We start from the raw sequence: 14592 nt of genomic DNA, 5'->3' as shown, positions 1-14592 counted from the left end.
TGGTGTAGCTGGTCATGCTTACCCAATTCAGGACGATTTCATGTATCAAACGACAGCAGAGCTTAGAAGTGCTTTCCTCGAATTTTTCCGCAGCCATGGTCACCAAGTTGTGGACAGTAGTTCTCTTGTGCCCGGCAATGATCCAACGCTGTTATTTACCAACGCCGGTATGAACCAGTTTAAGGACGTGTTTCTTGGCATGGACAAGCGTAGCTACACACGTGCGACCACTGCTCAACGTTGTGTGCGCGCCGGTGGTAAGCATAATGATTTAGACAACGTCGGTTATACCGCCCGTCACCACACTTTCTTCGAGATGCTAGGTAACTTCAGTTTCGGTGACTACTTCAAAGAAGAAGCGATCCGTTTTGGTTGGTCATTTTTAACCGAAACCTTAAAGCTGCCGAAGGAACGTCTGTGCGTAACCGTTTACCAAACAGACGATGAAGCCTTTGAAATCTGGAATAAAAAGATTGGTGTCGCCGCCGAAAATATCATTCGTATCGGTGATAACAAAGGCGCACCATATGCTTCAGATAACTTCTGGCAAATGGGCGATACTGGTCCTTGTGGCCCTTGTACTGAAATTTTCTATGACCACGGCGACCATATTTGGGGCGGACGTCCTGGTAGCCCAGAAGAAGATGGTGACCGTTTTATCGAGATCTGGAACATCGTTTTCATGCAGTACAATCGTCAAGCCTCTGGCGAAATGTTGCCTCTGCCGAAACCGTCCGTCGATACAGGTATGGGCATCGAACGTATTGCTGCGATTATGCAGGGCGTACATTCTAACTATGAAATCGATATTTTTCGTGCTCTTATTGCAAAAACGGCCGAAATTATCGGCGTGACTGATTTATCCAATAAGTCACTGCGTGTTATTGCCGACCATATCCGCTCCTGCGCATTTTTAGTCGCCGATGGTGTGATGCCTTCAAACGAAGGTCGTGGTTATGTACTGCGCCGTATTATTCGCCGCGCGGTACGTCATGGTAATAAGTTAGGTGCTACCGAAGCCTTCTTCTACAAGTTAGTGCCGACGCTGATTGATGTAATGGGCGATGCGGCCAAAGGCTTAGCTGAAACACAAGTTATCGTTGAAAAAGCGCTTAAGGCTGAAGAAGAACAGTTTGCCCGTACGTTAGAGCGCGGTTTAGGCATTCTAGACACAGCGTTAAATGAGTTACAGGGCGATACCTTAGACGGTGAAACAGTCTTTAAACTGTACGACACCTACGGCTTCCCCGTGGATTTAACCGCTGACGTATGCCGTGAGCGCAATATCATTGTCGATGAAGCAGGCTTCGAAGCCGCGATGGCCGAGCAACGTAGCCGCGCCCAAGCGGCGGGTAACTTCGGCGCCGATTATAACGCGGCGCTTAAGATCGATGCCGAAACTGCATTCTGTGGTTACACCGAATTGACTGGCAATGCAAAAGTGACAGCCCTTTACGTGAATGGCGAATCAGTACCTACGATCAACATTGGTGATGACGCTGTAGTGGTACTCGATGTGACTCCTTTCTATGCCGAATCGGGTGGTCAGGTGGGTGACAAGGGGGTATTAGTTGCCCAAGGCATTGAGTTCGTTGTTAACGATACTCAAAAGTTTGGGCAAGCCTCAGGTCATAAAGGCACGTTAACTTCCGGTAGCTTAAGCCTTAGTCAAGTGCTTGAGGCCAAAGTGGATAAGAAACTGCGTCACCGCACTCAGTTAAACCACTCAGTCACTCACTTGTTGCATGCCGCACTGCGTCAAGTGCTCGGCACCCACGTCTCGCAAAAAGGTTCATTAGTTGATCCAGAGCGTTTACGTTTCGACTTCTCCCATTTTGAAGCGGTAAAACCTGCAGAACTGAAACAGGTTGAAGAGCTAGTGAATACTCAAATTCGCCGTAACCACGAGCTGAAAACCGCTGAAATGGCGATTGATGAAGCTAAAGCGAAGGGCGCTATGGCACTCTTTGGCGAAAAATACGATTCAGAAGTGCGCGTGGTTACCATGGGGGATTTCTCGATCGAATTGTGTGGTGGTACACATGTGGGACGCACTGGTGATATTGGTCTATTTAAGATCACCTCAGAAGGCGGTATTGCCGCGGGTGTGCGCCGTATCGAGGCCGTAACAGGTGCTGCTGCCATGGCCTATGTGGCGCAGCAACAGGCAGAGCTTGAAGAAGCCGCGGCATTGCTCAAGGGCGATACCCATTCAGTTGTGACTAAGTTAAAGGCTCAGCTGGATAAAATGAAGCAGCTCGAGAAAGAAATGTCGCAATTAAAAGATAAGTTAGCGGCGGCAGCGAGTGCGGATTTAGCGGGCGATGCGGTGGTGGTTAACGGCGTTAACGTGCTGATTAAGAAGCTTGACGGCGTTGAAGCTGGTGCACTTCGCGGCCTGCAAGATGAATTAAAGCAAAAACTTAAGTCAGCTATTATCGTACTCGGTACGGCGCAGGATGGGAAAGTTAACCTGATCGCCGGCGTGAGTAGCGATTTAGTCGGCAAAGTGAAGGCGGGTGAACTAGTCGCTATGGTTGCTGCGCAGGTGGGTGGTAAGGGCGGTGGTCGCCCTGATATGGCGCAAGCGGGCGGTAGTCAACCAGAAAATCTGGATGCGGCACTGTCCCAAGTATTACCTTGGATTACTGAGCGTTTAGCTTAAGAGGTTGCTGTGCTCGAAAAACGAAAGCTTAGTGGTAGCAAGCTTTTTGTGAAAAAGTTTGGCGGCACTTCGGTGGGTTCTATCGAACGTATCGAAGTCGTTGCCGAACAGATTGCAAAGTCCGCCCACAGTGGTGAGCAGCAGGTGCTGGTTTTATCAGCCATGGCAGGGGAAACCAATCGTCTTTTTGCACTAGCGGCGCAAATTGATCCCCGTGCGAGTGCGCGGGAACTCGATATGCTTGTTTCGACGGGGGAGCAAATCAGTATTGCCTTGATGGCGATGGCGTTGCAGCGTCGAGGCATTAAGGCGAGATCCCTCACTGGCGATCAAGTGCAAATCCATACAAACAGCCATTTTGGTCGGGCAAGTATTGAAAGTGTCGATACGGCATACCTGATCTCCTTGCTGGAACAAGGCATTGTGCCAATTGTGGCGGGATTTCAAGGGATTGATCCCAATGGCGATGTCACTACTTTAGGCCGTGGCGGTTCGGATACTACCGCTGTAGCATTAGCTGCGGCGTTAAAAGCTGATGAGTGCCAGATATTTACCGATGTTCCTGGTGTGTTTACCACAGATCCTAATATCGATAGCAGCGCCCGTCGTCTCGAGGTGATTGGTTTCGATGTTATGCTCGAAATGGCTAAGCTTGGCGCTAAGGTATTGCATCCTGATTCGGTGGAATATGCACAGCGGTTTAGGGTGCCTTTACGAGTGCTATCGAGTTTCGAGGCCGGGCAAGGGACATTAATTCAATTTGGTGATGAATCCGAAGTCGCGATAGCCTCTTTAGTTCAGGGGATTGCGGTCAATAAAGCCTTAGCAACTTTGACCATAGATGGACTATTTACAACCAGTGAGCGTTACCAGGCTCTTTTAGCCTGTTTATCGCGCCTTGAGATTGATGTCGAGTTTATAACGCCCTTGAGGCTGAATGAGGATACCCCCTCAGACAGCGTGAGTTTTATGTTAGCAGAAGTAAAAGTGGATATTCTTTTGCAAGAACTCGAAGTTTTAAGCGCTAGCCTTGATCTTGGCCAATTGATTGTTGAGCGTCAACGTGCAAAAGTATCTTTAGTTGGCAAAGGTTTACAGGAAAAAATTGGATTATTGACTAAGATGTTAGAGGTCTTGGGTAATGAAACAATCCATGCTAAGTTACTCTCGACGTCGGGGAGTAAGTTGTCAACCGTGATCGATGAAAGGGACTTACACAAGGCGGTTCGGGCGTTACATCACGCTTTCGAGCTAAATAAGGTGTAATTAAATAACCGTTTGAGTATTGAATACTATTAATTTGTACTAAGCTGACCTTATAATAAGCCCATCTACCGGATGAGTGCCGTGTGTAAGCTGAATTAGGAAATAAAGGAGCTATCGAATGCTGATTTTGACTCGTCGTGTTGGCGAAACACTGATGATTGGTGATGAAGTCACTGTTACAGTGCTAGGTGTTAAAGGCAATCAAGTGCGTATTGGTGTGAATGCACCTAAAGAGGTTTCTGTTCACCGTGAAGAAATCTATCAACGCATTCAATCTGAAAAATCGGGTTCACCATCGGAAGGTGGTAACTTTTAATACTGCGTTTCGACGTGAGTATTATGGACGCAGAAGAGTCAGTTTTTTAACTGGCTTTTTTATTTTTTAGACTGAAAGATTGGCGCAAATCAACGCATTGGCTTGATATAACAGCAATGTGATTAAAAACAGTCCAAATGGAATCTGTTTCAGAAAAAGGGTTTGACTTATTTTCGTCAAACAGTAATATGTGCGCCAAGAAAACGGAGAGGTGGCCGAGTGGCCGAAGGCGCTCCCCTGCTAAGGGAGTATGGGCTTTAACTCCCATCGAGGGTTCGAATCCCTCCTTCTCCGCCATTTCTTACCGATAGAAAACAGTGCGCATGTAGCTCAGCTGGATAGAGTACCTGGCTACGAACCAGGCGGTCGGAGGTTCGACTCCTTCCATGCGCACCATTTTTTATTGAAGCAAAAAGATACAAGTCGCGCATGTAGCTCAGCTGGATAGAGTACCTGGCTACGAACCAGGCGGTCGGAGGTTCGACTCCTTCCATGCGCACCATCTCTGCATTAGTTATTGTTAACTCATCAGGTTTGAATTTCAGTTTGAAATTTTGTAGTTAGTTGCTTCTAGTAAGCAGTAAAAATGCGCGTGTAGCTCAGCTGGATAGAGTACCTGGCTACGAACCAGGCGGTCGGAGGTTCGACTCCTTCCACGCGCACCAATTCAATCTCAATGCTTTTGTGTTGTGATAAAACGTTAAAAATGCGCATGTAGCTCAGCTGGATAGAGTACCTGGCTACGAACCAGGCGGTCGGAGGTTCGACTCCTTCCATGCGCACCAAATTAGTTGATAGGCTAATTGTTTATCAGCAAAAAGTAAAAATGCGCGTGTAGCTCAGCTGGATAGAGTACCTGGCTACGAACCAGGCGGTCGGAGGTTCGACTCCTTCCACGCGCACCAATTATGTAAGCTTGCTTACAAATGCAGATTTTGCGGAGAGGTGGCCGAGTGGCCGAAGGCGCTCCCCTGCTAAGGGAGTATGGGCTTTATCTCCCATCGAGGGTTCGAATCCCTCCTTCTCCGCCATTCTATTCTTTTAGTCGAGGGGAATAGAATAAATTTGCGAGATAAAAGTGCTTATCCTAGACTCAATCTTGATTGGATCTATTAGAAGTACAAAAACGAGTTTGCGCATGTAGCTCAGCTGGATAGAGTACCTGGCTACGAACCAGGCGGTCGGAGGTTCGACTCCTTCCATGCGCACCAAATAGATAAGCCCTGCAAGCAATTGCAGGGCTTTTTTATTGGTCGTCTTTCAGTGTTGTTTCTAGACTCGTTCGCTGCTGTTTGGGCTCAGTGGAGATAACTCATGTCGGTGCTGATGGGGGGGAGGCATCAGGTGCAAGGGATTAAGATGAGTCTTAAGTGGTTTTAATGCAGTGCAGTAGGCTAATGTGGCCGTGTTTAGAATTGGTTTGGGTTTAAGAAGGCATCAGGCTCAAGATAGCCCACGGATTGCAGCATTATACATACAAGAAGGGCAGCCTAGTGGCCGCCCTTCATTCAGTTAGAAGCAATCATAACAAGTGAATCAGAGTAAATGAGAAGCTTAAGCTTCTAACTTAGCGAATTCTGATTTTTGCTCGTTGAGCTTGTCCATGTCACGTTTCAGATCTGTCATCTTAGCGCGCTCTTTGTCGATAACGTCGGCTGGGGCTTTTGCCACAAAACCTTGGTTTGACAATTTGCCTTCGATGCGAGCAATCTCTTGGCCGAGTTTTTCAAGCTGTTTGTCGATACGGACCATTTCGGCGGCGACATCGATTAAGCCTGCCATAGGGATCAGCAGTTCCATTTCGCCAATCAAACCTGTGGTCGACATAGGCGCAGTTTCGCCATCGGCTAAAATGGTCATGCTTTCTAAACGGGCAAGGGTAGTGAAGAAGGTTTGGTTAGCTTCAACACGGGCTTTATCCTGTGCGCTAACACCACGAAGTAGGGCATTTAGCGGCTTAGATGGGGCAATGTTCAGCTCGGCGCGAATGTTACGCACGGCGACAATCACTTGCTTAACCCATTCTAAATCGGCCATTGCTGCACTATCGACTTTAGCGGCATCAAATGTTGGGAACGGCGCCAGCATAATGGTATCACCAGTGACACCGGCTAACGGTTTAACGCGCTGCCAAATGGTTTCAGTGATATACGGCATCATAGGGTGCATCAGGCGTTGCATCGCTTCGAGCACAGTCACTAAGGTGTGGCGGGTGCCACGCATTTGCGTTTCAGTGCCGTTTTGCAATACCGGTTTGGTTAACTCTAAGTACCAGTCACAGAACTGGTTCCAAGTGAACTCATACAGGGTATTGGCCGCTAAGTCGAAACGATAGGCCGCCATGTGATCGTCAAATGTCTTAACGGTTTGATTGAACAAGCCGATAATCCAGCGATCGGCCAACGACAGTTCTAGCTCGCCGCCATTCTCTAAACCACAGTACTCTGGTGAGCCTGGGCCGCAATCTTGATCTTCTGTGTTCATCAGCACGTAGCGTGAGGCGTTCCATAACTTGTTACAGAAGCTACGGTAACCGTCTAAGCGCTTCATGTCCCAGTTGATGTCACGACCCGTTGATGCCATCGCCGCAAGCGTAAAGCGCAGTGCATCTGTGCCGTGGGCTTCGATACCGTCGGCAAATTCTTTGCGAGTGCTCTTTTCAATCTTGGCGGCCAGTTGCGGCTGCATCATATTGCCGGTACGTTTTTCAACGAGATCTTCGAGTCCGATACCGTCGATCATGTCTAATGGATCGAGTACGTTACCCTTAGATTTTGACATCTTGTTACCCGCTTCGTCACGGATAAGGCCGGTCACGTACACCGTTTTGAACGGGACCTGTGGCTTGCCGTCTTCATCTTTGATGAAGTGCATAGTCATCATGATCATACGGGCGACCCAGAAGAAGATGATGTCAAAACCAGTCACCAACACATCGGTTGGGTGGAAGGTTTTCAAATCTTCTAAATTGTCCGGCCAGCCGAGTGTAGAGAAAGTCCACAGGGCTGAGCTGAACCAAGTATCCAGTACGTCTTCGTCTTGGCGCAGTGTTATTGAATCGCTGATATTGTGCTTAGCGCGCACTTCGGCTTCATTGCGGCCGACATAGACTTTACCGTTTTCGTCGTACCATGCTGGGATGCGGTGACCCCACCATAATTGACGCGAAATACACCAGTCTTGAATGTCACGCATCCATGAGAAGTACATGTTCTCGTATTGTTGCGGCACAAATTTGATGCTGCCATTTTCGACGGCTTCGATAGCCGTTTTCGCCATTGGCGCAACAGCGACATACCATTGGTCGGTCAACATAGGCTCGATAACCACACCTGAGCGATCGCCGTAAGGCACTTTCAAGGCATGAGGCGCGATTTTTTCGAGCAGCCCTAAAGTGTCAAATTCAGCGACAATAGCATCACGCGCCTTAAAACGGTCAAGTCCGGCAAAACGTTCAGGCAGGCTGCCATCGAGGGTTTTGTTAAAGGTACCGTCAGAGTTCACCACTTCGGCGCTTGCACGAATGGCGGCATCTAAGGTCAACACGTTGAACATGGGCAGGTTGTGACGTTTACCGACTTCATAGTCGTTAAAGTCATGGGCTGGGGTGATCTTCACGCAACCTGTACCAAAGGCCATGTCGACGTAATCGTCGGCCACGATAGGAATGCGGCGGTTAACAATCGGCAACAGAATAAACTTACCGACCAGCGCTTGATAGCGTTCATCATCGGGATGCACTGCAACCGCACTGTCGCCGAGCATGGTTTCTGGACGCGTGGTAGCGACTTCTAAATAGTCTTTACCATCGGCTGTCAGTTCACCGTCGGCCAGTGGATAACGCAGATGCCACATGTGGCCCTGTTTTTCTTTGCTTTCCACTTCTAAATCAGAGATAGCCGTGTGCAGCTTTGGATCCCAGTTGACCAAACGCTTACCGCGATAAATCAACTCGTCTTCGTACAGACGTACAAACACTTCTTGCACGGCCTTGGACAAGCCTTCGTCCATAGTGAAACGCTCGCGGTCCCAATCTACAGAAGCGCCCATACGACGTAGCTGCTTAGTGATAGTGCCGCCCGATTGCGCTTTCCATTCCCACACTTTATCAATAAAGGCATCGCGACCTAGGTCATGGCGATTTTTACCTTCTTCGGCTTCAAGCTTACGCTCAACCAACATTTGGGTGGCGATACCCGCGTGGTCGGTACCGACTTGCCATAGGGTATTTTTGCCTTTCATCCGTTGGTAACGGGTCAAGGTATCCATAATGGTGTCTTGGAAGGCGTGGCCCATGTGCAAGCTGCCCGTCACGTTAGGTGGCGGGATCATGATGCAATAATTGCCTTTGGATTCATCGCCGTGTGGCTTGAAGTAACCTTGCTCTTCCCAGTTTTGGTAAAGCGTTTGCTCGATGGACTGCGGATCGTATGTTTTTTCCATGGGAACGTGTCTGTCTCAAACTAATTAAATGGATGTGTTGCTAAATTTTGGGTCGTTAACTCGACACCTAAGTCGCGATACTGCCGGTAGCGTTCGCGGGCGACAGCTTTATGCTGTTGGTCATTGGCAACAAAATCGATGATTTGGCCAAAGTTTACCGCAAATGGAGGCACTTGGTCTGCAAGATTAATCAGAAGTTGGCGACTTTTATTGGCACCAAGGCGATCAAAACCGATTTCAACGGGAGAACCAGTTGCAGGACCTTCACCTTTCAAGTTGTGTGGTACAAATGCTGTCGGCTCAAACTGCCATAAGAGTTCGTCAATTTCAAAAGCGACTTCTTTGTTTTGGCAATGAATATAAACAGACTGTTGCTTAATAAAAGCCTGCTTGGCGACGTGACAAGCTAATTGATACATCTCGATTAAAGCTGTAGTTGCACTTATCGTCAGATCGCTGTCTGTATGATTTGTTGTCGATCTAGGTTCCATTGGCGGCATCAGATAAAACAGTGCTTGGGTCATGATTTCAATGCCTTGCTTTGAGATAATAGACTAGGAGGGCAGTTTACACTAAAAGGATATTTTGGTTAATGCTAGCCTTGCCCAGTTTAAGGAGGGCATAACATTATGCTACTTGCTACTTGCTACTTGCTACTTGCTACTTGCTACTTGCTACTTGCTACTTGTGTTGTTGGCGAAATAAACTATATATCGCTTATTTCAACATTGAGATCGCGGTAATAAAAAATAGCGCACCCGGAGGTGCGCTGGTCTGAGATAGCATATCTGGTCAAGCGAGTTTATCCTCCTTATGTCAATGAGCATCAAATTAAATTAGCCCTATTTATCTTTGGGTTACCCATCACTCTACATAACAACTAACACTTACAACTAACACTTGCTTCTCTGACTTACGTTTATCAATAAGCAGTTTACGGCTCATCATTTGTACTAGGTACATATTGCTGTTAAGCAGCTTAGCCTTATCACTCGCTTAATTTTCATGGTATTGCTATAACAATGTGACTATCTATCTTATTTACGGTATTACATTTCCCACTAACAGTTGACTCTAACCTATAAATAAACATGCACTTACTAATATTTCGACTGTAACATACTCATGTATATCTTCTGAACTAACGGTCCTCCTCTATGGTTATTAAAAATTCTGTATGTCTGTAGAAACTGCAAAATTCAACACTAGTTCTCTTTGCTCCTTTTAGTTATTTTTGTTAGCTATTAGGTAAACCTTATTATCTTAGGTTATACCGTAGCGTTGTTACTGTATGACTAGACTGTTTTTGCTCCTCTATAGTGATTGTGCTTCTACTTATCATGTAGTCGATAAATAATAGAGTTAATACGTGTTGCTAATAGATTACTGTTGCTCCATTTGAGATAAAGATGTTGTTAGATAACGTTTTTATCAAATAACTCAACGTTGTGGAAGTTCGTTTAGCTGCTTTCAATAAGTTCCTCGTGTTCTCCTATCCAATTGCATCAGTTGAATAAAGGTGGAGCCGATAAAAACTAAGAATCAGTAAAGCTTAATGGTGAACGTCAAATCTAGTTGGATACATTTAACATTAAGATTTTCAGTGTTAAATGTGTTGATTACTTTTGCGCTCCTTTTATAGATGGGACTAACGGTTGATTTTTAACTGTTTATCAGTTTAGTTTAATTCACATCACTTCGATTCTTGCTGTCACTTTGTAAAGTGTAGTAGAGATTTAATATGTCGTGTTGTTTCTTGCCAATCATTATGATGATTTGTTGAGCCCTTGCAAGAAACGGTAAACAATTTAAACGCTTTCTACTTAATGCCTCTCGAAGTGATGTGTCTCTCACTAACATTGAACAATTTAAGCTGCATCTTCCTCCTCATATTCATCCATGTTGTTAACTGCATCGTCAGATTGCACGACTGAAACAAAACGTTGAGCTTCAGGTTTATGGGTTAATCGATTGAGTTGCTTCTCTAATTTCTGACCCATGGCAGTAATAGCTGCGTAAAGGTTTTCGTGTTTTGCTTGAGCAAAAAGTTCTCCATTTGGGATGCCAACCGATGCTTCAATTTTGAAACCGGGTTTCTCCTCTGTGATGATTACATGGGGATTGATCAACTGCACATCGTGCCTAGAAAGTTTTTCAAAACGGCTTTCAATGCGTTCACGGATTGGGGCAGTGACTTCTAGTTGCTTGCTCGTAATCTTTAGCATATGTCGAACCTTCTGTTGTTTCCTTGGATTTCAGATTACCAATCCTAGTCATCAAAAACGAGATCTAGATCACATTTTTGCCCCTGTTAGTATCTGTTCGTTGGATATTTGATCACTTAGACAAATATCGAGAATTCTCAGCCCAAAAGCCTTGTAATGCCTGCAGAATAGGGCCATATTTGATGGGATAACTCCGCTGTCTTTTCCCTTATTTACCTATCTTTACTTTAAGTTTTTGACTAAATCCCGATAAAATACTTCTACTTAATTTCATTAGTTCACTCGGGTGGGCCAGTTTTATGAAAACAGAGCACGTCAAAATTAAAGTATGGGATTTACCTACACGCATTTTTCATTGGGCTATGGTGCTGCTGATGATGTTACTGTGGTGGAGTGCCGATGCAGGCGAGATGCAATGGCATCAAATTTTTGCCTACAGTTTATTGATCCTGATTGGATTTCGTCTTTTATGGGGGCTGATTGGTAGCGATACCGCTAGATTTAGCCATTTTGTACACCACCCTAAAATTGTGATGGAGTATCTTAAAGAGGTGCGAACGAAAGGCCTATCTAGGGGGCTTGGGCATAACCCTATGGGTGGCTATATGGTGGTGGTATTGATTGCTGTCATCAGTTTGCAATTAGTGACAGGGTTATTTGCAACGGACGATATTTTTACTGAGGGTCCGCTATACAGCTATGTGAGCTCTGATAGCAGTGCTTTTTTAACTTGGCTGCATAAGTTAAATTTTGATTTCATCCTGTTGCTGAGTGTTATTCATGTTTTGGCCGTTATAGTGCATGCCATTAAAGGCGATAGATTAGTCGGCGCTATGCTCAGTGGTTATAAGAAAATTCCTCGCGTTGAGCTATCTTCTGCACATGCGAGCCAATTAACGTTTAAGTCTGTGTGGTTGGCTTTCATGCTATTGGCCTTGTTAGCAACAGTGGTATTTTTTTATCTAATTTGGCCAATAGTACAAGTGTTGTAGAGTGGTCGGTCCCCCATAAAAAAGCCTGCGAAATTGCAGGCTTTTTTATGGGGGAACACAAATCTAGTCCTTCTTATAAGCGTCGTGACAGCCTTTACAACTTTTTCCTGTATCCATAAAGGCTTGTTTGATTGCAGCTTGATCACCTTTTTGTGCCACAGTAGCGAGAATTGCAGCGTTTTCTTGGAAGGTTTTCATTTTTGCATCGAAATCCGCTCTATCTTGCCATACTTTCGCTAAAGCTTCGGTTTCGCCTTTATCTGAACCGTCAATGAAGCCTTCAAAAGGAATTTTTGATAATGCAGCGACATTGGTTGCACGCATTGCGAAGGTTTCTGCTTCGAAAGGTTTTTTACCTTTCATCATGGCGCCCATATCACCGAAGTTATAGGCGATAAGGCTAAATGCGGATTGGCGATATTCAATCGCATCTTTTGCATCTTCGAAATTGTGTGCTTGAGCTGCTGAAGCCAGCAAGGTACTGGCCACAAGAGTAAGTAGTAATTTTTTCATCGTATTCTCACAAATTAGCGTCGAAGTGTGACATTGCGCCACTATTGTACACAAATTAACTTGATGTACTAGAAGCAATTTTGTCAGTTTTTGTCTAGATATTATGAAGAAGCGTAACAAGTTATTTGTTGCGGAAGTAAATCTGTTAAACTGCTAATGTAATGCTTTAACAGTACTTTTGGGGCGATTATGCGAGCAAACTGGGATCTAGTACTAGAACGGATTTTGAGTCATGGAAATTATGAAGATCTTTCCGTGCTATTTCATTTACTGTTAACCGAAGAGGAACGTAGCGCTATCGCGGGACGGCTCAAGGTTTTTCAGCTACTACTCAATGGTGAAATGAGCCAAAGGCAAATCGCGGCTGAATTTCAGGTGAGCATTGCGACTATTACCCGCTGTTCTAACTATTTGAAGAATATGACTCCAGAGCATAGGGCGAAAATTCAGAAACTTATCGATTAGCGAAACAACAATCATATGGCGCGCAAGGACGCCGCATGTGTTTCAAAAATGAGGTGATGCTGGCAATCTGTGCCGGCGATATAGTGCACGCCTAACCAAAATATATAGACCATAGCTCAGCAGGCAAATGGCGAGCAGTGGATAAAGATCCTTGGGCATGAACTTGAAAATTGATAGCGCGGCGAATAGATAAATAAAAGGTAGAAAATTGTAAATAATTTCAGGGAGATGACCGGGTTTTCTACGTCTTGCCGGATCGGTGCGACGGTTTTGAGACCGCTGAATATAGATCCTTGCTCCTAGTATAAAAATCACAGTAGCCGCTATCACGGCGTAATTGATATCGAGTGCAATAAAGCTCGAACTACCAAGCGCCATATAAGCATAGGGTAAAATTTCATACAAAGGTTTAGCTAGCATAAGCACTCCGTCGCTTAAATTTAGTATCATATCGAATTGAAAATATTCAGATAAGTAGTTGTTGATTCCAAATCGTAAGTCAGTTTTAGAGCTTACTAACAAATTATAATCATTTCTGTATAAAAAAAGCACTCCCTTATGTAAGGAAGTGCTTCATTACGGTAAAGTGAAAAACTAAGCTAAGTTAAGGCTAGTTTTACACTTAAGCCGAGTGTTTTATTAACCGCGGCAGCCACAACCACCATTGCCATCACAGCCGGTTTTAGGCGTGTCACAGACTTCGTGCTCTTCATGGTGATGTCCATGATCGTGGTCAGAACCACCACAGCAGCCGCCCGCTTCTTCTTTGCTTGATCCACCACAGCAACCGCCACCGTGGTCATGATCATGGCCATGACTGCCACAACCGCCATGGGCGTGGATATGACCGTGGGCGATTTCTTCGGCAGTCCCTTCACGCACATCGAGAATTTCGATGCTAAAGCTCAAGGCTTGACCTGCTAAAGGGTGGTTGCCATCGACAATAACAACATCATCCTTGACTTCGACAACTTGAACTGGGCGTTGGCCCATTTCAGTTTCGGCAATAAAACGCATACCTGGGACAATATCTTCGATATCACCAAAGGCTTCTAGGGGAACGGCTTGACGCAGGCCATCGTGGTAAGGGCCGTAGGCTTCTTCAGCGCTAATGGTCACATCGAGTTTTTCGCCTTTGACCTTGCCTTCTAACACCGCTTCTAAACCTGGGATCAGGTTTTCGGTGCCGTGCAAATACAGCATAGGTTCTGCGCTAAAAGAGTCTTCTAGCAGTCTGCCTTCTTGGTCTGATAAACGGTAATGAATGGTTACCGCGCTGTGTTGGGTGATCTTCATATCGCCTCCGGTTCGGAATGTGCGCGCATAATAACGTGCTTTTTTGGCGCTGGCGATAATTTGAAGCAGCTTATGTTAGATATCGCACAGCTTTTTTTTCGGCGGATTAACCGCTGTTTTGTGCTGTCGAGTATGTGTAATGTGTTTTTTGCTCGTTAGGCTATCAATCTGTTCTGAGTGATAAGGTAGAACAAATAACACAGCAGTAAAAAGTGAGTGATGAATAATTTTATGAAAAATAAGTGATTTTTATATCACTATTTTACGACATTACGTTGACGTCAACAGTTATCTATTGCATAAACCGCATTTTTACCCCTAGAAAACTTTATATTAACTAATCTTGATGCAGCATTTTATTGAGTGTGAAGATTTGCCTATAAATAATCCATTTTAGGGGTTGACAAGCGC

The 14592-nt window shown here is 45.4% G+C and carries 11 protein-coding genes and 8 tRNA genes; 13 read left to right on the top strand and 6 right to left on the bottom strand.

The window, feature by feature from the left end; all coding sequences use genetic code 11:
* Positions 1–40 precede the first annotated feature (40 nt).
* From alaS to COW15_RS03140, 11 genes are all read left to right on the top strand, one after another.
* Positions 41–2665: an alanine--tRNA ligase gene (gene alaS / locus COW15_RS03190; RefSeq protein ID WP_293629925.1), complete on the top strand. Its 2625-nt coding sequence runs from the start codon at positions 41–43 to the stop codon at positions 2663–2665.
* 9 nt (positions 2666–2674) lie between these two features.
* Positions 2675–3931 (top strand): aspartate kinase, encoded by a 1257-nt coding sequence (locus COW15_RS03185; RefSeq protein ID WP_293629924.1) that lies wholly within the window; start codon positions 2675–2677, stop codon positions 3929–3931.
* A gap of 118 nt (positions 3932–4049) precedes the next feature.
* Complete coding sequence (gene csrA / locus COW15_RS03180; RefSeq protein WP_007649794.1) at positions 4050–4247, top strand: carbon storage regulator CsrA; 198 nt, start codon at positions 4050–4052, stop codon at positions 4245–4247.
* Between the two features lie 205 nt (positions 4248–4452).
* A tRNA-Ser gene (locus tag COW15_RS03175) sits at positions 4453–4544 on the top strand.
* A gap of 22 nt (positions 4545–4566) precedes the next feature.
* Positions 4567–4643 (top strand) — tRNA-Arg (locus tag COW15_RS03170).
* A 29-nt stretch (positions 4644–4672) separates the two neighbouring features.
* Positions 4673–4749 (top strand) — tRNA-Arg (locus COW15_RS03165).
* Positions 4750–4835: 86 nt separating this feature from the next.
* A tRNA-Arg gene (locus COW15_RS03160) sits at positions 4836–4912 on the top strand.
* 43 nt (positions 4913–4955) lie between these two features.
* Positions 4956–5032: transfer RNA gene (locus tag COW15_RS03155), tRNA-Arg, on the top strand.
* A 43-nt stretch (positions 5033–5075) separates the two neighbouring features.
* A tRNA-Arg gene (locus COW15_RS03150) sits at positions 5076–5152 on the top strand.
* 34 nt (positions 5153–5186) lie between these two features.
* Positions 5187–5278 (top strand) — tRNA-Ser (locus COW15_RS03145).
* Between the two features lie 103 nt (positions 5279–5381).
* Positions 5382–5458, top strand: a tRNA-Arg gene (locus COW15_RS03140).
* A 343-nt stretch (positions 5459–5801) separates the two neighbouring features.
* Here the strand turns inward: COW15_RS03140 and COW15_RS03135 are convergent.
* The 3 genes from COW15_RS03135 to raiA all read right to left on the bottom strand — a co-directional run bounded on the left by COW15_RS03135 (position 5802) and on the right by raiA (position 10915).
* Complete coding sequence (locus COW15_RS03135; RefSeq protein WP_293629911.1) at positions 5802–8690, bottom strand: valine--tRNA ligase; 2889 nt, start codon at positions 8688–8690, stop codon at positions 5802–5804.
* A 20-nt stretch (positions 8691–8710) separates the two neighbouring features.
* The gene (locus COW15_RS03130; protein WP_293629909.1) at positions 8711–9214 is read right to left on the bottom strand and encodes a DNA polymerase III subunit chi; all 504 of its coding nucleotides are present in this window, start codon (positions 9212–9214) and stop codon (positions 8711–8713) included.
* Between the two features lie 1344 nt (positions 9215–10558).
* A complete protein-coding gene (raiA, locus tag COW15_RS03125; RefSeq protein WP_293629907.1) occupies positions 10559–10915 on the bottom strand; it encodes a ribosome-associated translation inhibitor RaiA in 357 nt (118 codons plus the stop codon).
* 299 nt (positions 10916–11214) lie between these two features.
* Between raiA and COW15_RS03120 the strand changes: the two genes are divergently transcribed.
* On the top strand, positions 11215–11907 hold the full coding sequence (locus COW15_RS03120; protein ID WP_293629905.1) for a cytochrome b/b6 domain-containing protein: 693 nt from the start codon (positions 11215–11217) through the stop codon (positions 11905–11907).
* A 63-nt stretch (positions 11908–11970) separates the two neighbouring features.
* On the opposite strand, the gene COW15_RS03115 is transcribed toward COW15_RS03120, so the two are convergent.
* Positions 11971–12420 carry a cytochrome c gene (locus COW15_RS03115; RefSeq protein ID WP_293629903.1) on the bottom strand — a complete coding sequence of 150 codons (450 nt, stop codon included), beginning with the start codon at positions 12418–12420 and terminating at the stop codon, positions 11971–11973.
* Positions 12421–12609: 189 nt separating this feature from the next.
* Between COW15_RS03115 and trpR the strand changes: the two genes are divergently transcribed.
* Positions 12610–12885, top strand: a complete 276-nt coding sequence (trpR, locus tag COW15_RS03110) for a trp operon repressor (protein ID WP_293629901.1) — start codon at positions 12610–12612, stop codon at positions 12883–12885.
* A gap of 42 nt (positions 12886–12927) precedes the next feature.
* Here the strand turns inward: trpR and COW15_RS03105 are convergent, their stop codons facing one another.
* Together COW15_RS03105 and slyD are read right to left on the bottom strand one after the other, a co-directional pair.
* Positions 12928–13305 (bottom strand): hypothetical protein, encoded by a 378-nt coding sequence (locus tag COW15_RS03105; RefSeq protein WP_293629899.1) that lies wholly within the window; start codon positions 13303–13305, stop codon positions 12928–12930.
* 219 nt (positions 13306–13524) lie between these two features.
* Positions 13525–14181 (bottom strand): peptidylprolyl isomerase, encoded by a 657-nt coding sequence (slyD, locus tag COW15_RS03100; protein ID WP_293629897.1) that lies wholly within the window; start codon positions 14179–14181, stop codon positions 13525–13527.
* Between the last annotated feature and the right edge of the window lie 411 nt (positions 14182–14592).

Origin of the sequence: Shewanella sp. CG12_big_fil_rev_8_21_14_0_65_47_15 (assembly GCF_002783505.1) — a bacterium.
Taxonomy (GTDB): domain Bacteria; phylum Pseudomonadota; class Gammaproteobacteria; order Enterobacterales; family Shewanellaceae; genus Shewanella.
This window is presented reverse-complemented; position numbering and strand designations above follow the sequence as displayed.

What these genes read in the sequence shown, in the direction of transcription:
- trpR (WP_293629901.1), top strand. Translation starts at nt 12,610, where the DNA reads ATGCGAGCAAACTGGGATCTAGTACTAGAACGGATTTTGAGTCATGGA.
- slyD (WP_293629897.1), bottom strand. Translation starts at nt 14,181, where the DNA reads ATGAAGATCACCCAACACAGCGCGGTAACCATTCATTACCGTTTATCA.
- COW15_RS03130 (WP_293629909.1), bottom strand. Translation starts at nt 9,214, where the DNA reads ATGACCCAAGCACTGTTTTATCTGATGCCGCCAATGGAACCTAGATCG.
- COW15_RS03115 (WP_293629903.1), bottom strand. Translation starts at nt 12,420, where the DNA reads ATGAAAAAATTACTACTTACTCTTGTGGCCAGTACCTTGCTGGCTTCA.
- COW15_RS03135 (WP_293629911.1), bottom strand. Translation starts at nt 8,690, where the DNA reads ATGGAAAAAACATACGATCCGCAGTCCATCGAGCAAACGCTTTACCAA.
- COW15_RS03105 (WP_293629899.1), bottom strand. Translation starts at nt 13,305, where the DNA reads ATGCTAGCTAAACCTTTGTATGAAATTTTACCCTATGCTTATATGGCG.
- alaS (WP_293629925.1), top strand. Translation starts at nt 41, where the DNA reads ATGTATCAAACGACAGCAGAGCTTAGAAGTGCTTTCCTCGAATTTTTC.
- COW15_RS03120 (WP_293629905.1), top strand. Translation starts at nt 11,215, where the DNA reads ATGAAAACAGAGCACGTCAAAATTAAAGTATGGGATTTACCTACACGC.
- csrA (WP_007649794.1), top strand. Translation starts at nt 4,050, where the DNA reads ATGCTGATTTTGACTCGTCGTGTTGGCGAAACACTGATGATTGGTGAT.
- raiA (WP_293629907.1), bottom strand. Translation starts at nt 10,915, where the DNA reads ATGCTAAAGATTACGAGCAAGCAACTAGAAGTCACTGCCCCAATCCGT.